General features: G+C 72.9%; 19 protein-coding genes. 10 read left to right on the top strand and 9 right to left on the bottom strand.

Going from position 1 to position 23,160, the window contains the following annotated elements; genetic code table 11:
* Positions 1-151 precede the first annotated feature (151 nt).
* A complete protein-coding gene (locus tag DOO78_RS10840; protein WP_165838831.1) occupies positions 152-1,252 on the bottom strand; it encodes an SbmA/BacA-like family transporter in 1,101 nt (366 codons plus the stop codon).
* A gap of 183 nt (positions 1,253-1,435) precedes the next feature.
* On the opposite strand from DOO78_RS10840, the gene recO reads away from it, so the two are divergent.
* The 3 genes from recO to DOO78_RS10825 all read left to right on the top strand — a co-directional run bounded on the left by recO (position 1,436) and on the right by DOO78_RS10825 (position 5,837).
* The gene (recO, locus tag DOO78_RS10835) at positions 1,436-2,248 is read left to right on the top strand and encodes a DNA repair protein RecO (RefSeq protein WP_111469885.1); all 813 of its coding nucleotides are present in this window, start codon (positions 1,436-1,438) and stop codon (positions 2,246-2,248) included.
* A gap of 34 nt (positions 2,249-2,282) precedes the next feature.
* Complete coding sequence (locus tag DOO78_RS10830; protein WP_111469776.1) at positions 2,283-4,607, top strand: DNA topoisomerase IV subunit A; 2,325 nt, start codon at positions 2,283-2,285, stop codon at positions 4,605-4,607.
* 84 nt (positions 4,608-4,691) lie between these two features.
* Complete coding sequence (locus DOO78_RS10825) at positions 4,692-5,837, top strand: alpha/beta hydrolase (protein ID WP_111469775.1); 1,146 nt, start codon at positions 4,692-4,694, stop codon at positions 5,835-5,837.
* Between the two features lie 35 nt (positions 5,838-5,872).
* Here DOO78_RS10825 and DOO78_RS10820 read toward each other — a convergent pair whose 3' ends face one another.
* The 3 genes from DOO78_RS10820 to DOO78_RS10810 form a co-directional block, all read right to left on the bottom strand.
* Positions 5,873-6,940, bottom strand: coding sequence for a spore photoproduct lyase family protein (locus DOO78_RS10820; RefSeq protein WP_111469774.1), 1,068 nt, complete (start codon positions 6,938-6,940; stop codon positions 5,873-5,875).
* An 82-nt stretch (positions 6,941-7,022) separates the two neighbouring features.
* The gene (locus DOO78_RS10815) at positions 7,023-7,790 is read right to left on the bottom strand and encodes an arginyltransferase (RefSeq protein WP_111469773.1); all 768 of its coding nucleotides are present in this window, start codon (positions 7,788-7,790) and stop codon (positions 7,023-7,025) included.
* A gap of 69 nt (positions 7,791-7,859) precedes the next feature.
* Positions 7,860-10,259 (bottom strand): penicillin acylase family protein, encoded by a 2,400-nt coding sequence (locus DOO78_RS10810; protein ID WP_243634503.1) that lies wholly within the window; start codon positions 10,257-10,259, stop codon positions 7,860-7,862.
* Between the two features lie 161 nt (positions 10,260-10,420).
* Here DOO78_RS10810 and DOO78_RS10805 point away from each other — a divergent pair, with 161 nt between their 5' ends.
* Complete coding sequence (locus DOO78_RS10805) at positions 10,421-11,470, top strand: zinc-dependent alcohol dehydrogenase family protein (RefSeq protein WP_111469772.1); 1,050 nt, start codon at positions 10,421-10,423, stop codon at positions 11,468-11,470.
* Positions 11,471-11,671: 201 nt separating this feature from the next.
* Here DOO78_RS10805 and DOO78_RS27460 read toward each other — a convergent pair whose 3' ends face one another.
* The 4 genes from DOO78_RS27460 to dps all read right to left on the bottom strand — a co-directional run bounded on the left by DOO78_RS27460 (position 11,672) and on the right by dps (position 15,427).
* A complete protein-coding gene (locus tag DOO78_RS27460) occupies positions 11,672-11,815 on the bottom strand; it encodes a hypothetical protein (protein WP_165838830.1) in 144 nt (47 codons plus the stop codon).
* Between the two features lie 261 nt (positions 11,816-12,076).
* Positions 12,077-12,301 carry a hypothetical protein gene (locus DOO78_RS10800; protein WP_111469771.1) on the bottom strand — a complete coding sequence of 75 codons (225 nt, stop codon included), beginning with the start codon at positions 12,299-12,301 and terminating at the stop codon, positions 12,077-12,079.
* A gap of 373 nt (positions 12,302-12,674) precedes the next feature.
* Positions 12,675-14,660: a DNA topoisomerase IV subunit B gene (gene parE / locus DOO78_RS10795; protein WP_111469770.1), complete on the bottom strand. Its 1,986-nt coding sequence runs from the start codon at positions 14,658-14,660 to the stop codon at positions 12,675-12,677.
* A gap of 263 nt (positions 14,661-14,923) precedes the next feature.
* Positions 14,924-15,427, bottom strand: coding sequence for a DNA starvation/stationary phase protection protein Dps (gene dps / locus DOO78_RS10790; protein ID WP_111469769.1), 504 nt, complete (start codon positions 15,425-15,427; stop codon positions 14,924-14,926).
* Between the two features lie 348 nt (positions 15,428-15,775).
* On the opposite strand from dps, the gene DOO78_RS10785 reads away from it, so the two are divergent.
* On the top strand, positions 15,776-16,627 hold the full coding sequence (locus tag DOO78_RS10785; protein WP_111469768.1) for a calcium-binding protein: 852 nt from the start codon (positions 15,776-15,778) through the stop codon (positions 16,625-16,627).
* Positions 16,624-17,142, top strand: coding sequence for a hypothetical protein (locus DOO78_RS10780; RefSeq protein WP_111469767.1), 519 nt, complete (start codon positions 16,624-16,626; stop codon positions 17,140-17,142). The genes DOO78_RS10785 and DOO78_RS10780 overlap by 4 nt, the downstream gene beginning before the upstream one ends.
* Before the next feature lie 173 nt (positions 17,143-17,315).
* Here DOO78_RS10780 and DOO78_RS10775 read toward each other — a convergent pair whose 3' ends face one another.
* Positions 17,316-18,926: an MFS transporter gene (locus DOO78_RS10775; protein ID WP_111469883.1), complete on the bottom strand. Its 1,611-nt coding sequence runs from the start codon at positions 18,924-18,926 to the stop codon at positions 17,316-17,318.
* A gap of 108 nt (positions 18,927-19,034) precedes the next feature.
* Between DOO78_RS10775 and DOO78_RS10770 the strand changes: the two genes are divergently transcribed.
* From DOO78_RS10770 to DOO78_RS10755, 4 genes are all read left to right on the top strand, one after another.
* Positions 19,035-19,391: a DUF962 domain-containing protein gene (locus DOO78_RS10770; protein ID WP_111469766.1), complete on the top strand. Its 357-nt coding sequence runs from the start codon at positions 19,035-19,037 to the stop codon at positions 19,389-19,391.
* A 513-nt stretch (positions 19,392-19,904) separates the two neighbouring features.
* Positions 19,905-21,581, top strand: coding sequence for a methanol/ethanol family PQQ-dependent dehydrogenase (locus DOO78_RS10765; RefSeq protein WP_207802861.1), 1,677 nt, complete (start codon positions 19,905-19,907; stop codon positions 21,579-21,581).
* A gap of 217 nt (positions 21,582-21,798) precedes the next feature.
* Complete coding sequence (locus tag DOO78_RS27455; RefSeq protein ID WP_165838829.1) at positions 21,799-22,146, top strand: c-type cytochrome; 348 nt, start codon at positions 21,799-21,801, stop codon at positions 22,144-22,146.
* On the top strand, positions 22,143-23,060 hold the full coding sequence (locus DOO78_RS10755; protein ID WP_123060017.1) for a substrate-binding periplasmic protein: 918 nt from the start codon (positions 22,143-22,145) through the stop codon (positions 23,058-23,060). The genes DOO78_RS27455 and DOO78_RS10755 overlap by 4 nt, the downstream gene beginning before the upstream one ends.
* Positions 23,061-23,160: the final 100 nt, after the last annotated feature.

Genomic DNA, 23,160 nt, shown 5'->3' with positions numbered 1-23,160 from the left:
GGCCGCGTCTCATGCCAGCGGCATGAATGTCCCGTTCATGCCGCGCGCCCGACCGGGCGCCGCGGCTCGTGCCGCGCAGCCAAGGGCGCGGAGCAACCCGCCCGGCGCTCGAGGGGGCCGTCGATGGGTCACCAGCAACGGCCGTCCGGGATCAGCCCGCCGGCACCGGCAGCACCGCCGGGGCGGGCGCCGCGGCGGGGGCGGGGGCCTCGCCGGCGGCCAGCGCCGCCTGCAGCGCCAGAACCCGCTCGGCCGAGGCGCCCCAGGTCGCCACCCGCTCCATGCTGGTCACCGGCCAGGTCAGCGCCGCGGCGAGCTGCTGGAAAGCCTGCGCCCCCTGCATCAGCCCGCCGAGCGAGACCACGCCCTGGAAATAGCCCGGCAGCCCGGCGAGGATCGGGAAGGTCGTCGTCAGCCGGCCATGCCCGGCATTGTAGCCGGAGAGCCGCGCCATGCTGCGGGTCTGGCCGTCCCAGGTGCGGGCGATGCCGGCGAAGAGCGGCCGCAGCCGCGCCAGCCCGCCCAGCCGCGAGGCCGGCCGGTTGTCGCGCAGATGCACCAGGGCGACGCGGAACTCGGCCTCCGCCGCCTGGCGCCGGTCGGTCGCCGGCACCAGCGGCCGGCCGAGCACGAAGGCGGCGACGCCGCTGACCAGGGCGTAGAGCAGGGCGAGCCAGACCATGTAGCCGGCGATGCGGACCTCCTGGCCGAGGATCGTGAAGCTCGGGCTGCCGGAGATCTCCCAGAGCAGGCTGCCGAAGACCACCAGCAGCAGCAGCGCCTGCCAGAGCGAGCCGCACAGCTCCACCGCCTCCTCGGTGGCGATGCGGATATCCTCGGCGATGCGGCCGTCGATGTTGGCGGCGCCGCTGCTGGCGTCGAGCGGCTCGGCGCGGCGCAGCCAGGCCCCGGCGAGCCGCTCGGTCAGCCAGCGCCGCCAACGGAGCTGCAGGGCCCGGCGGCAGGTGAGGTGCAGCCCGGCCTGCAGGCCGAAGCCGAGGACGAGCGCCGCGAAGACCAGGCATTGCGCCGCCAGCTCGCCGGCGGCGCGGCGCTCCAGCACGTCGAAGAGGTCGCCGAGCCAGGCGTTGAAGCGAACCGAGAGGGCGATCTCGGCGGCGGTCAGGCTGCCTAGGATGCCGGTCAGGGCCATCGCCTGCCAGCGCGTCGGGCCGCGCCAGAAGCCGCCGGCGAGATGGGCGAAGCGCAGCGGCAGCGGCCGCAGCCTGGCGAGCTCCTCGATCTCGGACATGCGCTCGCCCTCCCTGCTGCCGAGGGGCGTCGCGCCGCCCCGGCATGGAACAATGCGGACCCGCCCCGGGTTGCGCCGGGCCGTTGCCGCAGCGCAGCGCGCACAGTGTTCTGAGGCGGCCGGCGCCGGGGCGGCCGGCGCCCGGCTGGCGCCGGCCGGGGCCGCACGCCATATGCTGCGGTGATGGAATGGCAGGCCCCCGCCGTGGTGCTCGACGCCCGGCCGCTCGGCGAGAGCGGCGCGGTGGTCTCGCTGCTGACCGAGGCGCTGGGGCGGCATGCCGGCCTCGCCAAGGGCGGCGCCTCGCGCGCCCAGGCGCCGGTCTGGCAGCGCGGCAACCTGGTCGAGGCGCGCTGGGTGGCGCGGCTGCCGGAGCAGCTCGGCAGCCTGACCGGCGAGCTGGTGCATCCGGCGGCGGCGCTGGCCATGGAGGAGCCGCTGGCGCTGGCGCTGCTCTCGGCCGCCTGCGCCGTCGCCGAGGCGGCGCTGCCCGAGCGGGTGCCGCATCCCCGCTGCTTCCAGGGGCTGGTCTCGCTGGTCGCCCGGCTGTCCCAGGGGGCAGGGGACGGGGCAGGGCAGGGGGCGGGGCAGGCGGCGGCGCTGCTGCCCGACTATGTGCGCTGGGAGGCGGCGCTGCTCGGCGAGCTCGGCTACGGGCTCGATCTCGGCCGCTGCGCCGCGACCGGCACGGCGGAGGAGCTGGTCTTCGTCTCGCCCCGCACCGGCCGCGCCGTCAGCGCCGCCGCCGGCGCCCCCTGGCGCGACCGGCTGCTGCCGCTGCCGCCCTACCTGCTCGGCCAGTCGGCCGGCGAGGGGCCGGCGGACTGGCTGGCGGGGCTGCGGCTGACCGGGCATTTCCTCGCCCGCGACGTCTTCGCCGAGCGGCCGGAGGGGCTGCCGCAGGCGCGCGCCCTGCTGCAGGACCGGGTGGCGCGGCGCGTCCCGCCGGGCCCGGTCCTGGCCGAGGACGTGGCGGAGAGCGGCCGGACGCGCTAGAAGGAGGGGAACGAAGCGCGAATCCCGGAGCTCCATGCCCGACGACATCAAGGCCCCGCCGGCCGCGCCGGATGGCGGCAACATCAGGGACGCCCGCCTCGCGGATGCCCTGTCCGAACGCTACCTCGCCTATGCCCTCTCCACCATCATGGCGCGTTCGCTGCCGGATGTGCGGGACGGGCTGAAGCCGGTGCATCGCCGGCTGCTCTGGGCCATGCACCAACTCAAGTTGGACCCGGCGGCGGGCTTCAAGAAATGCGCCCGCATCGTCGGCGACGTCATGGGCAAGTACCACCCGCATGGCGACGCCGCGATCTACGACGCCATGGTCCGCCTCGCCCAGGATTTCGCCGCCCGCTACCCGCTGGTCGAGGGGCAGGGGAATTTCGGCAACATCGACGGCGATAACGCCGCCGCCATGCGCTACACCGAGGCCCGCCTGACCGAGGTGGCGCAGGCCATGCTCCAGGGGATCGACGAGGACACCGTCGATTTCCGCGCCACCTACGATGGCGAGGAGCAGGAGCCGGTGGTGCTGCCGGCGGCCTTCCCGAACCTGCTGGCGAACGGCGCCAACGGCATCGCCGTCGGCATGGCGACGGCGATCCCGCCGCACAATGCCGGCGAGCTCTGCGACGCGGCGCTGGCGCAGCTCGCGCTGTTCCGCGAGCGCCGGCTCACCCTCGACGCGGTGCGGCCGGCCGCGCCGGCCGAGGGGGCCGCGCCCTCGGCGCGCGCCGGGTTCCTCGCCGCCAGCCTCGCGCCCATGCTGGCGGTGCTGCCGGGGCCGGACTTCCCGACCGGCGGCGTGCTGGTCGAGCCGCCCGAGGCGATCCGCGAGGCCTATGCCAGCGGCCGCGGCGGCTTCCGGGTGCGGGCGCGCTGGGAGAAGGTGGCCGGCAAGAACGGCAGCTGGGGCGTGGTGGTGAGCGAGATCCCCTACCAGGTGCAGAAGGCGAAGCTCATCGAGCAGATCGCCCAGCTCATGGAGGAGAAGAAGCTCCCGCTGCTCGGCGACATCCGCGACGAGAGCACCGACGTGGTGCGCATCGTGCTGGAGCCGAAGAGCCGCACGGTCGATCCCGGCGTGCTGATGGAGACGCTGTTCCGCGCGACCGGGCTCGAGGCGCGCATCCCGCTCAACATGAACGTGCTGGATGCCGAGCGCACGCCGCGCGTCATGGGCCTGGCGGAGGTGGTCTGGTCCTGGCTGGAGCACCGGCACGTGGTGCTGGTGCGGCGGAGCGAGCATCGCCTCGCCGCCATCGCCCGGCGGCTCGAGATCCTCGACGGCTACCTCATCGTCTACCTCAACCTCGACGAGGTGATCCGCATCGTCCGCGAGGAGGACAAGCCGAAGGAGGCGCTGATGGCCGCCTTCGGCCTGACCGAGGTGCAGGCCAACGCCATCCTCGACATGCGGCTGCGCGCGCTCCGCAAGCTCGAGGAGATGGAGATCCGCAAGGAGCACAGGAAGCTCTCGGCCGAGCAGAAGGCGCTGCGCGGCCTGATGCAGTCCGAGGGCCGGCGCTGGGAGACGATCGAGGCCGAGCTGCGGGCGACGCGGGAGCGCTTCGGGGAGGGCGCGCTCGGCAAGCGGCGCACCGAGACCGGCCGGCTGCTGCCGGCGGTGCTGGTGGACGAGACCGCCTTCGTCGAGCGCGAGCCGATCACCGTCATCCTCTCCGAGAAGGGCTGGATCCGCGCCCAGAAGGGGCACATCGCCGAGGATGCCGAGCTGCGCTTCAAGGAGGGCGACAGCCTGCACACCTGGGTGCATGCCCAGAGCACCGACCGCCTCGTCCTCTTCGCCACCAACGGCAAGGCCTATACGCTGAAGGCCGATGCGGTGCCGCGCGGCCGCGGCGACGGCCAGCCGGTGCGGCTGATGGTGGAGCTGACGAACGAGGACGCCATCCTCTGCCTCTTCGTGCACGAGGAGGGCCGGCGCTACCTCGTCGCCGGCAGCGACGGCCGCGGCTTCCTGGTGAAGGGCGAGGACCTGCTGGCCGAGCGCCGCACCGGCAAGCAGGTGCTGGTGCTGGAGCCAGGCCGCGAGGCGGCGGCCTGCGCGCCGGCCGAGGGCGACACCGTCGCCGTCATCGGCAGCAACCGCAAGCTGTTGCTCTTCCCGCTCGACCAAGTGCCGGAGATGGCGCGCGGCCGCGGCGTGCAGCTGCAATCCTACAAGGATGGCGAGTTGTCCGACCTCAAGGTCTTCACCCGCAAGGAGGGGCTGAGCTGGGCGCTCGGCGACCGGCAGCGGGTGGAGACCGACCTCACCCCCTGGCGCGGCAACCGGGCCGGGGCGGGCAAGATGCCGCCGAACGGCTTCCCGCGCAGCAACCGCTTCGGCTGATCGGCCGCGCCGCGGCGTGCGCCGCCGCACGGCCCGGCCGGCGCGGCCGCCCTAGGCTGGCGCCCCAGCAGGGGGAGGCCAGCCATGGCGATCCGCGTCTTCTTCGCCACCAACCGGGCCGGCGCCCTGCCGCCGCCGGTCGGCGATGCCGCGCGGCTGGAGGGGCTGCGCTTCGGCGAGGCGCGGCTGGCCGAGCTCGGCGACCCGCTGCGGACCGAGGCGGAGCGCGACCTGCTCGAGATCACCGAGACCGGCGCCCTGGCCCTGGCCGATCCCCGGCCGTCGCCCGCCGCCGGCGCGGCGTTCGCCGCCTGGCTCGCCGAGGCGGGGGTGGACGGGGTGCCGCTGCTCTGGCTGCACGGCTTCGCCAACGGCCTCGAGGGCGTGCTGCGACGCGCGGCGCAGATCGTCGAATTCTATGCCGGGGCCGAGCCCGGGGTGCGGCTGGTGCCCCTGGTCTGCGCCTGGCCCTCCCTCGGCGTAACGCTCGGCCGGCTGCAGGGCCTCGACCTCGATGCGGCCGCCGAGCCCTATCGCACGGACCAGGATTCGGCGATGCGGAGCGGCCCGGCCATGGCCCGGCTGCTGCAGGAGGTGCTGCTGGCCCGCGCCGCCGCCGGCGCGCCGGGGCGGCGCCTCGCCCTGCTGGCGCACAGCATGGGGAATTGGGTGCTGCACCACGCCCTCTCCAGCTTCGCCCCCGGCTGGCCGGCGCCCGCCGACCGCCTCGCCATCCGGCATGCGGTGCTGATGGCGGCGGATATCGACCAGCATCTCGGCCAGGCCGGCACGCCGCTGCTGCGGCTGGCCGATCTCGCCCGGGCGGTGACGATCGGCACCAATGTCGATCCGGTGCTGGAGACGGTGAGCGGCCTGGCCAATGGCGGCGGGCGGCGCCTCGGCCATGTCGGGCCGGGCCGGCTGGAGGGGCTGCCGGGGCATGTGGCGGTGGTGGATTGCCTGCCGGGGATCAACGCGGTCGATCGCGGCCGCATCCTGGCGGCCGGCGGCACCGAATGGGATTCCATCCACCACCAGTACTACCGCAACAACCAGAATGTCCGGGCGCATCTGGCGGCCGCCTTCGCCGGCGACGCGGCGCGGCTGGAGCAGACGCGCCAGCCCCTGGCCGCGGCGGATCGCTTGGCCCGCGAGCCCCTGGGCGACCTGGTGCGCGCCCGCACCCATGTCCTGCTGCCGAGCATCTTCGACATCGCCGGGCCGCCCTGACGCCGAGGCCGCCGGAGGCCGGCCTGCGCTCGATATCAGAAGGCGTAGCGCACCCGGCAATAGGGCAGGCGGGCGGCGAGCAGCGCCTGGAAGCGGGCGAGCCAGCGCGCCTTCCAGGCGGCGCGGTAGCGGAGATTGACCGCGCCGGTGCCGCTCCGCTTCTCCTCCTGGAGGTCGGGGCGCCAGAGCAGCGCCTCCGCCTTCGGATGCCAGGCGAGGTTCATCTCGTGCAGCGCCGCGTTGTGGGTGAGCATGATCACCTCGGCCGCGAGGCCGGGCTTCATCGCCGCCGGCAAGGCATCGTCGAGCGCCTGGAACAGCGCCGCCCACTCCGCCTCCCAGCCCTCGCGCAGCACCACCGGGGAGAAGTTCACCTGCACCTCATAGCCGGCGCGGTGCAGCTCGGGCAGGGCGGCGATGCGCGCCTCGACCGGCGCGGCCCGCACGTCGAGCAGCCGGGCCAGGCCGGGCGGCATCAGCGACATGCGGATGCGGGTGCGGCCCTGCGGGTCGTAGTCCAGCAGGGCCGGGTTCACCCCTTTCGTGGCGAAGCTGCCCTTGGCGTTGGGCAGGGTGCGGAACAGGGCGACGAGGTCGCGGACATTGTCGGAGATGAGGGCATCGACCGAGAGATCGCCGTTCTCGCCGAGGTCGTAGACCCAGGCCGCCGGATCGACCTGGTTCGGCTGCGGCTTCGGGCCGAGCCGCGCCGCGTGCCGCGCCGTCGCCGCCAGGATCGCCTCGATGTTGGCGAAGGCGGTGATCGGGTTGGCGTGGCCCTTGCGGCGCGCGACATAGCAATAGGCGCAGGCCATGGCGCAGCCATTCGAGGTGGAGGGGGCGATGAAGTCGGCGCTGCGCCCGTTCGGGCGGAAGCCGAGGCCTTGCTTCACGCCGAGCACCAGCGTCTCGCGCTTCGGCCGCAGGTAGTCGCCGGGATCGCCCTCGCGCAGCGCCGGGATGCGCCAGTGCGACTCGACCGGGATGCGCTCGGCGGCGGGGAAGCGCGCCAGGATGGCGGCGCCGCGCGGCAGCGCGGCGGCGGCGGGCTCGCAATAGATCCGGCGGATGTCGAGGAGCGGGGTGGCGGGGGCGCCGGTCATGCAGGGCGAGAGATGGGGAAGCCCCGCCGCCGCGCCAGCCCCGTTCCGCCGTTGCCAAGGGGATGGGGTGGGGTGGGGAAGGCTAGCCCGCCGTCTCCGGCACCACCGCCGGCTCGGGCGCCGCGGCGCTCTCCTCGAGCACCCGCCAGACGCCGCCCATCAGCACCTCGCTCGGCCGGAAGCGGCTTTTGTAGGACATCTTCCGGCTCTCCGGCACCCAGTAGCCGAGATAGACATAGGGCAGGCCGAGCGCCACCGCCCGCTGCACCAGCCAGAGGATGGCCCAGCTGCCGAGGCTGCGCCGCGCCTCGGCCGGGTCGAAGAAGGAATAGACCGCCGAGAGCCCGTCCGAGAGCCAGTCGGTGAGGCAGGCGCCGAGCAGCCGGTCCTGGGCGTCGCGGAACTCCACCATGCCGGTGGTGATCGGCGTGTCCTCGACCATGGCGCGATAGTCGTAGAAGCCCATCGCCGCCATGTCGCCGTCGCCGTGCCGCGCCTGCTGGTAGCGCTGGAAGAGCTGGAACTGCTCGGCGGTCGCCCGGGCCGGCATCTCGAAGCCGGCGACGTCGCCATTGATCCGCTGCAGCTTGCGCTGCGCCCGGTTGAGCTCGAATTGCGGCGCCAGGATGCGGATCGGGATGCAGGCGTTGCAGCCCGGGCAGACCGGCGAATAGGCGATGTTGTGGCTGCGGCGGAAGCCGGCGCGGGAGAGCCGGTCGTGCAGCGCCTCCGCATCCGGGCCGGTCAGCTCGGTCACGATCTTGCGCTCCGTCCTGCCCGCCAGATAGGGGCAGGGCAGGGGCGCGGTGGTGTAGAAGAATTGCGGACGGCGGGTGGGGCGGTGCAACATCGGCGATGCCAGTTTCGGCGCGACGGGCCGGGGAATCAACCACTTCCGTGCGAAAACCCGCCGCGCCGCTCAGGGATTGAGGGTGATGCGGCCCCGCGGCCGCCCGGCGAGGCGACCGAGCGCCACCATCCCGCCATCGCGCCAGAGCGGCAGCAGATCCCCCCAATGCGCCGAGAGCGGATGCCCGGACTGGCCGGTGGCGATGATCGCCAGCGTCCGGTCCGGATCGGCGAGGTCGGCGACCAGCCGCAGCCCGGCGCCGTGGATGTCGGCGAAGGGGTCCGGCCCGCGGCCGCGGAGGCCGCCGCGCGCGATGGTCCATTCGTCGCCGCCGACCGCGGCCGAGAGGGTGGTGAGCGGGCCGAGCAGGGGCAGGCCGCGCAGCACCGGATGCTCGAAGCGCGCGACATGGCGCTCGCCCCAGCGCCAGCCGGCCGGGTCCGGGCCGAGCGCCGCCGCCAGCGGCGCCATCGCCTCCTCCAGGGCCCGCGCCGCCAGCGCCGGGCAGTCGCCGCCGCACCAGGCGGCGCCGCCGCCATCGGGCGCCAGCACCAGCGCGAGGAAGCCGGCGCGCGGCGTCACGCTGTCCGCCGGGACGCCGCCGGCGGCGAGCGCCAGCTCGCCCAGGCGGAGCAGCCAGGCATTGAAGATCAGCCCCTCCGGCCGCTCGGCGCGGAGATCGCCGTCCCAGGCGAGCAGCAGGGCCTGGGCGGCGCCGGCAAGCCCCGGCGGCCGCGGCAGGCGGGCGAGCAGGGAGTCCGGCCCGACCAGGCCGCGGGCGAAGGCCGAGACGGTGTCGCGCTGGATCGCGGCGAAGCCGGCGGCATCGTGCCGCGGGACGGCGCGCAGGCGCTCGCCGATGCGGCGGAAGCGCCAGTCATCCGGCCAGTCGCGGCCGAGGAAGACCGGGCTGTCCGGCGGCGCGGGGCGGTTGTTGGCATTGGCGAGCAGGCCGCTCGGCGGGTCCTGCCGATGCGGCAGGGCGGCGAAGGGCACCCAGCCGGTCCAGTCATGGCTGCCGTCCCAGCCCGGGGCCGGCCGGGTGCCGTCGCCGGCGCGGCGCAGCGGCACCCGGCCGGTGAGGACCATGCCGATATGCCCGCCCGCATCGGCCAGCATCAGGTTCTGCGGCGGGCTGGTGATGAGGGCGGCGGCGCTGCGCGCCTCGGCGACCGAATGGGCGCGGTTCAGGGCCAGCAGCCCGGCCGCGCCGGTGTCGCCCGGCGCCAGGTTGGCCATGGCGACGGCAAGCAGGTGGTCGGTGGGCGGCGTCGCGTCGAGGTCGGAGATCACCGGGCCATGCCGCGTCTCGCGCACCCGCAGCGTCTCCGGCGCCGCGCCGCGGACCCGGATCACCTCCTCGCGCACCAGGAAGGGGCGCGGCCCTTCCGGCGTCTCATAGGCGTCCGGGCCGGCCGGGCGCTCGATGAAGACGTCCTGGGTGTCGGAGGAGGTGGTGGTGAAGCCCCAGGCGAGGTCGGCGTTGCGGCCGATCACCATCAGCGGCACGCCGGGGCTGGTGGCGCCGGCCAGCATCCGCCCGCCCGGCATGTCGATCCGCGCCAGGTACCAGAGGATCGGCGCCTGGAAGCCGAGATGCGGGTCGGAGGCGAGCAGCGGCGCGCCGGAGGCGGAGCGCGACGGCCCGACCGTCCAGGCATTGCTCGCCGAGGCGGGCAGGGTGCCGGGCTCGGGGAAGCGCGGCAGGGCGGCGGCCAGCCGCGCGAGATGGCCGGGATCGAGCCCGGCGAGGTCGGGGCGGCCGATGCTGCGATCCTCCGGCCAGAGCTCGCGCAGCCGCGCCTCCGGCAGGATCGCGGCCAGCCGGGCGCGCTCGATCTCGCTCCGCCAATTGCCGGAGAGCCAGAGGCCCATGACCTTGGCCCAGAGCAGGCTGTCGGCCGGCCGCCAGGGCTCGGGCCGGCCGAGCAGCAGGAATTCCGGCGCGGCGAAGCGGCCCCGGGCGGCGATCCAGGCATTCACCCCGACGGCATAGGCCTCGAGCAGGGCGCGGGCATCGCCGGGCAGCGCGGCGAAATCCGCCTCGGCGCGGCGGGCGAGGCCGAGCAGCCGCACGAAGCGGTCCGAGCGCAGCGTCGCCGGCCCGGCGATCTCGGAGAGGCGGCCGGCGGCCCCGCGCCGCATCAGCTCCATGGCGAAGAGCCGGTCTCGCGCATGCAGCCAGCCGAGCGCCATCGCCGTATCCGTCTCGGTCAGCGCCGCGATGCGGGGGATGCCGTGCCCGTCGAGGGTGATGGTGACGGGGGCGGAGAGGCCGGGCAGGCGCAGCGTCGCATCGCTCGCCGGCCGCGTCGCCCAGAGCAGGCCGCCGGCGGCGAGGATGGCGAGGAGGAGGAGCAGCAGGAGGCCGCGCAGGAGAGGGGCGAGCCAGCGGCGGCGCGGCGTCTCCGGCGGAAGGCGCTGGTCGCCGGCCCGCCCGGCGCCGTCCGACAGGGTGTCCGGCATCATCGGCCGGACCATGCCCCGGCCGCCAGGCGGCGTCCACCGCCGCCGCGCCGGTGGCGATGCCGGCGCTGCGCCCGGCGGGCCGCCGCGGCCCGCGCGGGCGATTTCCCCCAGGCGGCTTCTGCTCTAGCCTTCGCCGCAACACAGGAAAGCGGAGGAAGCGCATGCGCGGCGTCGTATTCCCGGGCGACCGGGAGCTGGAGATCATGACCTTCCCGGACCCGACGCCGGGCCCGGGCGAGGTGGTGCTGGAGATGAAGGCCTCCGGCATGTGCGGCAGCGACCTGAAGCAGTACCGCCGGCCGAAGGGCGTGCGGCAGGGCATGGGCCTGGCCGCGGCGGAAGGGCCGGTGATCGTCGGCCACGAGCCCTGCGGCGTCGTCGCCGCCATCGGCCCGGGCGTCGATCCGCGCCAGGCGCAGCTCGGGCAGCGGGTGATGGTGCACCACTACCAGGGCTGCACCACCTGCGGCCATTGCCGCACCGGCTGGCAGCAGCTCTGCCAGAAGACCGCGGTGAAGGTCTATGGCAACAACGCCCATGGCGGCCACGCGCCCTATCTCTGCGTGCCGGCGAACACGCTGGTGCCGCTGCACGAGGCGCTGAGCTTCAAGGCCGGCGCGGCCATCTCCTGCGGCACCGGCACGGCCTGGGGCGCGCTGCGGCGGCTGAACGTCTCGGGCAACGACACCATCGCGATCTTCGGCCAGGGGCCGGTCGGGCTCTCGGCGACGCAGCTCGCCGCCGCCATGGGCGCGCGGGTCATCGCCCTCGACATCTCGCCGCAGCGGCTGGAGCGGGCCCGGGCCTTCGGCGCGGCGGAGACGATCAACCCCTCCAACGTCGATCCGGTGGCGGCGATCCGCGAGCTGACGCACGGGCTCGGCGCCGAGCTGAGCCTCGACACCTCCTCCTCGCCGCAGGCGCGCGTGCAGGCGATCCGCGCGCTGAAGGTCTGGGGCACCTGCTGCTTCGTCGGCGAGGGCGGCGAGGTGACGATCGACGTCTCGCCCGACATGCTGCGCCGGCAGGCGAGCGTCGTCGCCTCCTGGACCTTCTCCACGGTCGGGCAGGAGGAATGCGCGCAGTTCATCGTCGACCGCGGCATCAAGGTGGACGACCTCTTCACCGAGACCTGGACGCTCGACCAGGCCGAGGAGGCCTACCGGCTGTTCGACACCCAGACGAGCGGCAAGGGCGTGTTCCTGATCTAGAGCAGATCCCGATCAGGTGGACTCACCTGATCAGGTGAAGATGCTCTGAAAACAATAGTCTAGGGCGCTTCTCCTGAACCGGTGTTCAGGGGAACCGCCCTTGAGCGGATCCCGATCAGGTGGACCCACCTGATCGGGCGACGATGCTCTGAACACAGAAGGCTGGAGCATTGGCCGTGAACGCAGGTGACGGCCAACGCCCTAGGGCGGCAGGATGAGGCTGCAGAGCACCAGCAGCCAGGCACCGACCGCGCAGGCCACGAGGAACAGCGGCAGCATCATGCGGGGGTGGTCCGGCTCCTCGATCACCATTCTCTCCTCCACCTGGCCCGGCGAGCGCACCATGCCGTCAGCGGCAGCGGAGGGGCTGTGCGCTGGCGCACATTGTGGCGGCGCCGACTCGGGCGCCGAAGCGCGCGTTCCGGCGCCGATCCCGATCGGCGGGCCCGGCCGCGACGATCAGGCAACGATCCTGGTTCATGCTCCATGAACGTCCGGGTGCGGACCGCGCATGCAGGCCCTGCCGCGGCATCCGGGGGGCCATCCCCGAACGCCGCGGAACGGCGCAGTCCGCCGGATTGCGGGATCAGGACGCGCGCGAGGGGATCAGGCCGCGTCGTCGCGGGCCAGGGCGGCGCGGCTCAGGCGGCTGGCCACGACGCCGGACCAGGGATCGCGCGCCGGGGCGGCCTGGGCGGCGGGGTCGTGCCCCCCGGCCGGCGCGTCGTCGGGACGGCCCGGCGGGGCTGGGATCGCTGGCGCCTCCCGCCGGTCGGTGACCATGGCGGCGAGGCCGGGGATGCAGGCGAGGACGCTCGCGGTGATCGACATTGCTCGTCTCCGTCGGGCCACGGCGCGCGACGGGAGCGAGTGCGGGAGGCATCGGCACCGGCCCGCGGGCCCTTGGTGCCGCTGCGGCCTCCCCTTAGGTCCGCGCGCCCCGTGATCCAGGACGCGGCCCGGGCGAGGCCCCACCTCCGACATCGCCCGGCCGCATCGCGCCGGGTGCTTCGGCCCTTGCTGTCAGGCGCGGCGCCGGGGCTCCCGCATGGCGGACGAGCCGGACGGCGCCACGGCTAGGGTGGCAGTCCATTTCTCTCTCGGGTTGTCGTAGGGCCGGGGCGAGCCGCCGGCGCGAAGGCCATAAATCCTCCGCGCCGGCGGCGTCAAGGTGGCGGCGGGGCAGGCGGGCGGCGCGGCGCGCTCAGACATCGACCTCCTCGACATCGAGCTTCGCCGCATTGTCCTGGATGAATTTGAAGCGCAGCTCCGGCCGCCGGCCCATCAGCGCCTCCATCAGCTCCGAGGTCCGCGCCCGTTCCTCCGGCGGCAGCACCACGCGCAGCAGCGTCCGCCGCCGCGGGTCCATGGTGGTCTCCTTCAGCGTCGCCGGCGGCATCTCGCCGAGGCCCTTGAAGCGGCTGACCTCGACCCGCTGGTTCGGCTTGAACTCGCGCCGCTGCAGCCGCTCCCGGTCGCGGTCGTCCATGGCATAGACCGACTTGCCGCCGGCCTGCAGCCGGTAGAGCGGCGGCTGCGCCAGATGCACCCGGCCCTGGCGCACCAGCTCGGGCAGCTCCTTGTAGAAGAAGGTCATCAGCAGCGCGGCGATATGCGCACCGTCGACATCGGCATCGGTCATGATGACGACGCGGCCGTAGCGCAGCCGGGCCATGTCGAAGCGCTCGCCGGCGCCGCAGCCCAGCGCCTCGATCAGGTCCTTCAGCTCCTGGTTCTGCCGCAGCTTGTCGGCGCTGGCCGAGGCGACGTTCAGGATCTTGCCGCGCAGCGGCAGCACCGCCTGGGTCTCGCGGTCCCGCGCCTGCTTGGCCGAGCCGCCGGCGCTGTCGCCCTCGACCAGGAACAGCTCCGTCCCCTCGGCGCTCTCCCGCGCGCAATCGGCCAGCTTGCCGGGCAGGCGGAGCTTGCGGGTCGCGCTCTTCCGCGGCGTGTCCTTCTGCTCGCGGCGGCGGATGCGCTCCTCGGCCCGCTCGATCGCCCAGGCGAGCAGGTTGTCGGCGGTCTGGGTGTCGCCGGCGAGCCAATGGTCGAAATGGTCGCGCAGCGCCGCCTCGACCAGCCGGGCGGCCTCCGGGCTGGTCAGCTTCTCCTTGGTCTGGCCCTGGAATTGCGGGTCGCGGACGAAGACCGAGAGCATGCCGGCCATGCCGCCGAACAGGTCCTCGGCCGTCACGCTGGCGGCGCGCCGCTCCTTCTTCAGCTCGCCATAGGCGCGCAGGCCCTTGACCAGGGCGGCGCGCAGCCCGGCCTCATGCGTGCCGCCCTGCGGCGTCGGGATGGTGTTGGCATAGGTCGAGAGGAAGCCGTCGCCCTGCTCGAGCCAGGTGATGGCCCATTCGCAGCGCCCCTGGCCGTCGGGGAAGCCGGCCTCCCCGGCATAGGCGGCGGGGACCACCTGGCCGCGCCCCTCGATGGCGGAGGCGAGGAAATCGGCGAGGCCGCCCGGGAAATGCAGCACCGCCGCGGTCGGGGTCTCGCCATCCTTCACCAGCGTGGCGTCGCAGGCCCAGCGGATCTCGACGCCGCGATAGAGATAGGCCTTGGAGCGGCAGAGCCGGTACAGCCGGGCGGCCTGGAATTCCAGCTTGCCGAAGATCTCCGGATCGGGGCGGAAGCGGATCGAGGTGCCGCGCCGATTGTGCACCGGCCCGGCATTCTTCAGCTTCCCGAGCGGCTTGCCGCGGGCATAGGCCTGGGTGAAGAGGGTGCGGTCGCGCGCCACCTCCACCTCCAGCCGCTCGGCCAGCGCGTTGACCACGCTGCTGCCGACGCCGTGCAGCCCGCCCGAGGTTTCATAGGCCTTGCCGGAGAACTTCCCGCCCGAATGCAGGGTGGTGAAGATGACCTCCAGCGCCGAGAGCTTGGGGAATTTCGGGTGCGGGTCGGTCGGGATGCCGCGGCCGTTGTCCCGCACCGTCAGCCAGTTGCCCGGCTCCAGCGTCACCTCGATGAAATTGGCATGGCCCGCCACCGCCTCGTCCATGGCGTTGTCGAGGATCTCGGCCGCCAGGTGGTGCAGCGCCGTCTCGTCGGTGCCGCCGATATACATGCCGGGCCGGCGCCGCACCGGCTCCAGCCCCTCCAGCACCTCGATGTCCTTGGCGGAATAGGAGGCGGCCTCGGCTGCGCCGCCCTTCGGGGGGCGCCGGCCGCCGAACAGGTCGTTCATGTCTTGTTCCCCTGACCCCGCCAAGATAGCCTCCGCGCCATCCCCATACAATGCGCCCGGCGAGTCGCGGCCGGCGGCGCCCCGGCCCTTGCGCCGCCGGCACGGTGCGCGGCCGCCGCCGGCCGGGGACGCGCCAGGGAAGCGCAATTCCATGACCCGTTGATGGAGGGGCGGCGCCGGCCGAGGCCATGAAAAAGGGCGGCGGGATGCCCCGCCGCCCCGTCCGGCCCGGAGGCCGGCCGTCCCGCTCGCGCGGGCCGGGATCAGGCCGCCTTGTCGCCGCCCAGATGCGCCTCGATCATCCAGAGCATCTTGTCGGTGGCGCGGGACTGCTCGGTGAGCAGGTCGGCCGTGTCGGCGTCCCCGGCCTCGTCGGTCTGGTCGATGCCCTCGCGCAGCGTCTTGGCCACGGCGGCGTAGCGGTCGGCCAGCGCCTTCACATGGTCCATGCCGGCATGGAGGTCGGTCGGGTAGGGCTGCAGCCGGGTGGTCTTCTCCAGAACCTGGGTGGTGCCGCAGGCGGTGCCGCCGAGCTGGACGATGCGCTCGGCCAGGTCGTCCGTGCTGGTCTGCAGGGCCTGGTAGAACTCCTCGAACAGCTTGTGCAGCTCGCCGAAATGCGGGCCCTTGACGTTCCAATGGGCCTGGCGCGTGGCGTTGTAGAGGTCGATGCCGTCGACCAGGCAACCCTGCAGCACGCCGATCGAGACCTGCTTGGCATTGTTCGGGACGTCGTTGCGGGTGGGAAGGGTGGCGGACTTGGCCATGCTTGTTCTCCTCAAGCTGTTGCCGGGTGAATGTGGGCAGCGCCGACCACGGGGTCAGCCCCTGCAGCGTCGATGCCTGCCATGCGGCAGCGCATGAGCGGCGTTCCGGCGGCATGACAAGAGCGTGCGCCGGGGCGGTCTGCACCACTTGGTCGCTCGACAGCCACTTCAGGCCTAACCAGTCGATATTTCATTGCAATATGACATCAATATCACGAAAGGCACCATCACGTTCGAGTGTCTAAAGAGTTCGAACTTCTCAGAAAGATTGCATGCAGTTCAGTTGGGCGGCGAGATTCTTACGGGGCGAGATCCTCCCCACAGAGCTTGAATTGGAGCGTAACGTTTATGATCATTAATGGAACGGCGGCAAGCGAAACTCTTGCGGGCACGGCCCAGGACGACGTGATCACCGGCTTCGGTGGCAACGACACGCTCAGCGGCGGTGACGGCAACGATATTTACATCTTCTCGGGTGGCTTCGGCCGGGACCAAATCCGCGACACCTCGGGCCTGGACCAGATACAGTTTGGCCTTGATTACACCGACGCCAATTTTCGCCTCGTGCGGGATGGTGCCGATCTGCTCATCCGCCAGAATGGTGGCGACAACCAGATTGAGCTAAATAATTACTTTGGCACCACGACACCGCGCGGCGCGATCGAAACTGTCTATTTCCCGGCCAGCAACGTCACCTGGAACCTCGCCGACGGCTCGGCCTTCCTCACTGTTGGTTTCATCGGTACCAGCGCGAGCGAGACGGTGGCCGGCTCGCCAGGGGCGGATTTCCTGGCCGGGCTCGGCGGGAACGACACGATGCTCGGCTATGATGGCGACGACACATATTTCGTCTCCGGCGCCTTCGGACGCGATACCATCACCGATAGTTCGGGCGTCGACATCCTGATCGTCGGGCGCGACTGGACGGAAGCCTACTTCCAGTTCACCCGGCCGAACAACGGCGCAGACCTCGTTATGCAGACGCCAGGTGGCGTGAATTCGATCAATTTCAACAATTACTACTCGACATCGCAAAGCGCCCAGAAAGTGGAATCGTTTATTTCCAGGCGACGGGTACGATATGGGATCTGTCCTCCGGCTCGCTCGCCATCCAGCCCGGCTATTTCGACTATGGAGGATACAACGCCGCCTATCCGGAGGTCCGTCGTGCCGGCGTCGACGCCTTCAGCCACTACATGAATTTCGGCTGGAAAGAGGGGCGCGACCCCTCCGCTTCCTTCGATACCACGCTCTACCTGCTGCAGAATCCCGATGTGGCGCAGGCCGGCATCAACCCACTCCAACACTTCCTCGACTATGGTCGGTCCGAGGGCCGCGCCGCCCATGCCGCGGTTGGCTTCGACATCCGCGGCGGTTTCGATTCGGAATACTATCTGCTGACTAACCCCACGGTCGGCAACGCCGGCATGGACGCGCTCCAGCACTGGCATGCCTATGGTTGGCAGGCGGGCGTCAACCCGAACTATCTCTTCGATACGAAGTACTACCTGGCACAGAATCCGGGCGTTGCCGCCGCCGGGATTGATCCGTTGGTCCACTACGAGATGTTTGGCTGGCGCGCCGGCATTGATCCTTCCGCTGCCTTCCATACCAATGGCTACCTCGCAGCCAATCCGGATGTCGCGGCGGCCGGCATCAACCCGTTGCAGCACTATCTGCAATACGGCGTGTATGAGGGCCGGCCGCTCGGCTGAGCCGGCGCCGCACGCCCGAAAGCGGCGAACGCGCCGGGCCAGAGCCCCTTCACCCGATCAGGCGAGGCCGCCTGATCGGGTCGGCTCTGCCGGGGGCGTCGTGCCAGGGCATCCCTGCGCTGATCCCAGGCAAGGTGGCATTCCGGACCGCATCCGACGGCCGGTGCCGCTGCTCACGGAACCACGTTCAGGAAGCGCGCCGCCTCCGGCGGCGCCTCGGCCCGGTGCAGCGCCGCGGCGCGCGCCAGCGCCGCGCGGTCGCCCTCGGTCCGCCGCGTCTCCTCGCGCAGATGCTCGGTCCAGCTCTCGACCGCCCAGAGCTCGATCCAGCGCTCGGGATGCGCCACGTCCTCGTAGAGCCGCCAGCTCACCGCCCCCGAGCGCAGCCGCACCCGCCGCACCTCCTGCATCGCGGCGAGGAAGGCGGCGCGCTCCGCCGGGTCGATGCGGTAGCGCACCGCCTCCAGGATCCGGCCCGAGCGCTCGCCGAGCTGCGCCTGCAGCGATGCCGCCGGGGCCTCGGGCCGCGGCTCGGCCGCCGCGACCGGCGCCGATTCGGCCAGGGCCACGCTGTCGATCCGCCAGCGCCGCACCAGGAGCGCGGCCAGCGCGCCGCCGATCGCCGCGGCGCCGAGGGCGGGCGGCACGCCGAAGCGGCCGCCGACCCAGCCGGCCAGCGCCGAGCCCAGGGCCATGACCCCGAAGAAGCTGAGCTGATAGATGGCGATCGCCCGCGCCCGCACCCAGGCCGGCGCGGCGAGCTGGGCCGAGGCGGACAGGGTGCTGCCGGCGGTGATCCAGGCGGCGCCATAGATCAGCATGCCGAGCGCGGCCGGCAGCCAGTGATGCGACAGCGCCAGGATGCCCATCGCCAGGCAGATGGCGAGCGAGGCCCAGAACACCGTGCTGCTGCGGTCCAGCCGGTTGCGCAGCGCGGGCAGGGCGAAGCCGGCCGCGACCGCCGAGCCGCCCATGACGCCGAGCATGAGGCCGAAGGCCTCCGGGCCGAGGCCGAGGCGCTCCCGCACGAAGAGCGGCAGCAGGCCCCAGACCGCGGCGCTGAAGAGGAAGAAGGTGCAGGCGCGCAGGATGGCGGCGCGCATCGCCGGGCTGGCCGAGACGAAGCGCAGCCCGGCCCGCATGGCCGAGACCAGGTTCTCCTTCGGCATCCGGCCGCGCGGCGCCGCCGGCCGCCGCCAGAAGACCAGCGCCAGGATCAGCACCAGGAAGGAGACGGCGTTCAGCGCGAAGGCGGCCTGCGCGCCGGCGGCGGCGATGGCGAAGCCGCCGATCGCCGGGCCGAGGGCACGCGCCAGGTTGAAGCCGATGCCGTTGAGCGCGATGGCGCCGACCAGGTCCTCGCGCGGGACCAGCTCGTTGGTGGTCGCCGCCCAGGCCGGGAAGTTCATCGCGCTGCCGGCGCCGATGCAGAAGGTCAGCGTCAGCAGGCCCCAGGGGCCGAGCGTGCCGGTCGCGGCCAGGGCCGAGAGGATCAGCGCCATGGCCAGGATCCAGGCCTGGGCGCCGAGCAGGAAGGCGCGCCGGTCGATGATGTCGGCAAGCGCGCCGGCCGGCAGCGCCAGCAGGAAGACCGGCAGCATGGAGGCGACCTGGACCATGGAGACCATGAGCGGCGCCGGGTCGAGGCTGGTCATCAGCCAGCCGGCGCCGGTGTTCTGCACCCACATGCCGATGTTGCTGGCGAGCGTCGCCAGCCAGAGCGTGCGGAAGGTGGCGTGGCGGAGGGGGAGGAAGGCGCGCGGAGTCGACAGGCGGAGCGGCATGGCCGGCACAGTGGCCCGGCGCCGGCGCGGCCGGAAGCGAAACTCCCGCGACCGCGGAGCACGCCCGGGCCTTGCCCCGGCCCGGCCGGGCATCCACCTTCCGCGTCCATGGCCGAGCGCTTCGGGAGTTTCGCCGCCTTCTGGCCCTTCTATCTGCGCGAGCATGCGCAGCCGGCGACGCGCGCGCTCCACATCGCCGGCACCTGGGGCGGCGTGCTGCTGCTGCTGGCCGGGCTGCTGCACGGGCCCTGGTGGCTGCTGCTGCTCGCCCCGGTCCTCGGCTATGGCTGCGCCTGGATCTCGCACCTCCGCGTCGAGCGCAACCGGCCGGCGAGCTTCCGCCACCCCGTCTGGTCGCTGCGCGGCGATCTTCGCCTCGCCTGGCTCGCCGCCACCGGGCGGCTCGGCGCCGAGTTGCGGCGGCACGGGCTCCAGGGCGGATCCGGGTCCGGCGGCCCGAGCTGATCGGGTGACGAGGCCGCGGCCGCGCCGCCATCCCGCCATGGCCTGATCCCGGCGGGTTCCGCATGCCTGCGGACGAGCCTTGCAGGCTGCGCGGGGGAGCGCAGGCGGCACCTGCATCGGGGCCCGCTCCAGGCCGTCCAGGCCGGTGTTTCCCGGTTCCCTTCCCACGGGCCGCGTGCCAGGAATTGCATTCCTGCTTTTCGGGAATGACAGGCCTGGGGATCAGGACAACCGGCCACAGGCAGGGGGGGGCGAGGGCCGCGGGCCGATCGGCGCTGCCGTCAGGGCAGGCCGCGGGAGAGAGGCGTTCCGGGCCGGGGTCGTCCGGGCGGCGCGGCCGGGCCGGCCGCCTCGTCCCGCCATGGCCCCTCCCGCGCCTGTCCTCGCCACGCCGCGGGGTCCGCAGCCCCTCCCGCCCCATTGCCGCGCCGCCTCCGGGGCCCCGAGCCCGGCGGTGGCTCCTGGCCGCGGCCAGGCAAGGCAGACGCATCGGGGGGGAGAGGAGGACCAAGAATGAAAGGGATCCTGGGGGCAGCCGCGCTTGCCGCCATGCTCACCGCCCTGGCGCCGGCGGCGGGCCTGGCGCAATCCGCCGCCGAGCTGCAGCGCGGCGCGGCCGATACGAAGAACGTGCTGAATTACGGCATGAGCTACGACCTGCAGCGCTACAGCCCGCTGGCACAGATCGACAAGCAGTCGGTGAAGCGGCTGGTGCCGGTCTGGAACTACAGCTACGACGACAACCGCGCCCAGGAATCGCAGCCGCTCGTCTATGACGGCGTGCTCTACGTCACCACGCACAGCGCCACCATGGCGGTGGACGCCAAGACCGGGCGGCAGATCTGGAAATCGAAGATCGAGTATCCGCCGGAGACGCCGCGCATCGTCTGCTGCGGCATCATCAACCGCGGCGCCGCGCTCTATGACGGCAAGCTCTTCCGCACCACGCTCGACGCCAATGTCGTCGCGCTCGACATGAAGACCGGCAAGGAGCTCTGGCGCTCCAACGTCATCGACTGGAAGGCCGGCTACTCCCAGACCGTGGCGCCGCTGGTCGCCGACGGCGTGGTGATCACCGGCATCTCCGGCGCCGAATACGGCATCCGCGGCTTCATCGATGGCTGGGACCCGGCGACCGGCAAGCATCTCTGGCGCACCTACACCACGGCCGGGGAGGGCGAGCCGGGGGCGGAGACCTGGCCGGGCGACACCTGGAAGCGCGGCGGCGGCTCGACCTGGATCACCGGCTCCTACGACCCGGCGCTCAACACGGTCTACTGGGGCACCGGCAATGCCGGCTCCTGGAACTCCAACACCCGCAAGGGCGACAACCTCTACACCTGCTCGGTCGTGGCGCTCGACCCGAAGACCGGCAAGATCAAGTGGCACTACCAATTCTCGCCGAACGACTTCTTCGACTACGACAGCGTGGCGGAGATGGTGCTGGCCGACATCCCGGTGAACGGCAAGCCGGTCAAGGCGCTGATGAACGCCAACCGCAACGGCTTTTTCTACGTGCTCGACCGCACCGACGGCAAGCTGCTCGCCGCCAACCAGTACGGCAAGAAGGTGACCTGGGCGGACGGCATCGACGCCAAGACCGGCCGGCCCATCGATTCCGAGGTGACGCAGAACCTGCGGGCCACCGAGAAGACGGTCGAGGTCTGGCCGAGCACCCTCGGCTCGAAGAATTGGAGCCCGACCTCCTTCAGCCCGAAGACCGGGCTGGTCTACGCCAACACCCTCGACATCGGCATGAAGTACACGCCGACCCGCGAGGAGTACCGGGCCGGCGCGACCTATTGGGGCGCCGACATCGAATGGGTCTGGCCGCAGGGCCCGCGCGGCTACCTCAAGGCGATCGACCCGGCGACCGGCAAGTCGAAATGGGAGGCGCCCTCCGACATCCCGCGCTTCGCCGGCACCCTCTCGACCGCCGGCGGCGTCGTCTTCACCGGCAAGCTGACCGGCGAGTTCGAGGCCTTCGACGCCGAGACCGGCGAGAAGCTCTGGCAGTTCCAGACCGGCTCGGGGATCGAGGGCCAGCCCGTCACCTGGGAGCAGGACGGCACGCAGTATGTCGCGGTCTCGGTCGGGATCGGCGGCGTCTATGCCATCTTCTCGGGCGACGAGCGCCTGGCCTCGGTCCCGGCGGGCGGCTCGCTCTGGGTCTTCGCGCTGCAGCGCTAGACGCTGCAGCGCTGGAGCAGATTGCGGTCCAGTGGAAATACGGGAACGGATGACGATGCTCCAGCCGGATCGCGGACGGGCGAAGACCCGGAGGCGAGATCCGGCGCCGCCGCGGATCGGCGTTCCGTCCGGGACGCAGGCCGCCGCGGCGCAACCTGCCGTCGCGGGGCGGCCGCAGCGCCGCCCCGCATCCTTCAGCCGGCTTCGGGGTGGTGAGATGTCGTCTGCACAGTGGTGCGTCGTGGCCCTGCTCGGCCTCGGCGTCGGATGGATGGTCGGGGTCGCGGGCGGGACCGCGACGGCGGCGGAGGAGGCGCCCCCGGCCGAGATGGCCGTGGAGGGCCGCCGGCTCTACGCGCGGCACTGCTCGCATTGCCACGGCATCCGGATGGTCAATCCGGGCAACTCCTCCTTCGACCTGCGGCGCTTCCCGCAGGACGACAAGGCCCGGTTCCTGACCTCGGTGACCAAGGGCAAGAACACCATGCCGGCCTGGGGCGACATGCTGCAGGCCGAGGAGATCGAGCGGATCTGGGCCTATGTGCTGACCGGGGGGAAGTCGTGAGGCGCCGGGCCGCGGCGCTGCTGCTCGGCCTCGCCGCCCTCGCGCCCGGCGCCGCCGCGGCGGCGCCCGCGCTCACCGTCTGCCTCGAGGCGGCGGTGCCGCCGCTCTCGCGGCAGGCGGGCGGCGGCAGCGGCTTCGACCTCGCGGTGGCGCGCGCGGTCGCCGCCCGGCTCGGCCGGCCGCTCGCCCTGCAATGGTTCGAGACCGAGACCGATCCCGACAGCAGCCCGGCGCGGCAGGTGAACGCGCTGCTGGCCGATGGGCGCTGCGACCTGGTCGGCGGCTATCCGCTGACCGAGCGCAGCCTGGCGCCGCCGGCCTCGGAGCGCGGCCGGCTGCCGGATTTCGCCGGGGCGCGGCCGGAGGACCGGCGCCGCTGGGTGACGCTCGGCCGGCTGGTCCCGACGCATCCCTATCGCCGCGACACGCTCGCCCTGGTGACCGGCCCGGCGGCCGGGGAGCTCGAGATCCGGCAGCTCGCCGAGCTGCGCGGCCGCCGGCTCGGGGTCGAGGAGCGGACCTTCGCCGATGCCATCCTGACCGCCTATCAGGATGGGCTGCTGCTCGACACGGTGGTGCATGCGCCGGCCGGGGCGGCGCTGTTCGAGGCGCTGGAGCGTGGCGAGACCGAGGCGGCGCTGGTCGAGACCCACCGCTTCGATGCCTGGCGGGCGGCGCATCCGCAGACGCCGCTCCGCCTCGCGGCCTATCGGCACCCGATCGGCTTCAATGCCGGCTTCGTCGCCCTCTCGACCGCCGCGCCGCTGGTCGAGGCGGTGGATGCCGCGCTCGACCGCCTGCGGGAGGAGGGCGGCCTGCCGCGCCTCGCGGCCATGGCCGGGCTGACCTATGCGCCGCCGCAGCCGCCCGGGATCGGCGCGCCGATCCGCCGCGCCATGCTGCGCGAGGATTAGCCAAGCCGGGCGCCCGGACGGCGCGCCGCGGGCTCGAGCCGCTTGCCGCAGCGCGAGGGAGTATGCCACGCTGCCGGTGCCATCGGGCCGCCATCGCCCG

This window comes from Roseicella frigidaeris (assembly GCF_003258945.1).
Taxonomy (GTDB): domain Bacteria; phylum Pseudomonadota; class Alphaproteobacteria; order Acetobacterales; family Acetobacteraceae; genus Paracraurococcus; species Paracraurococcus frigidaeris.
Note: the sequence above shows the minus strand (reverse complement) of the source record. Positions and strands in the feature narration are given on the sequence as shown.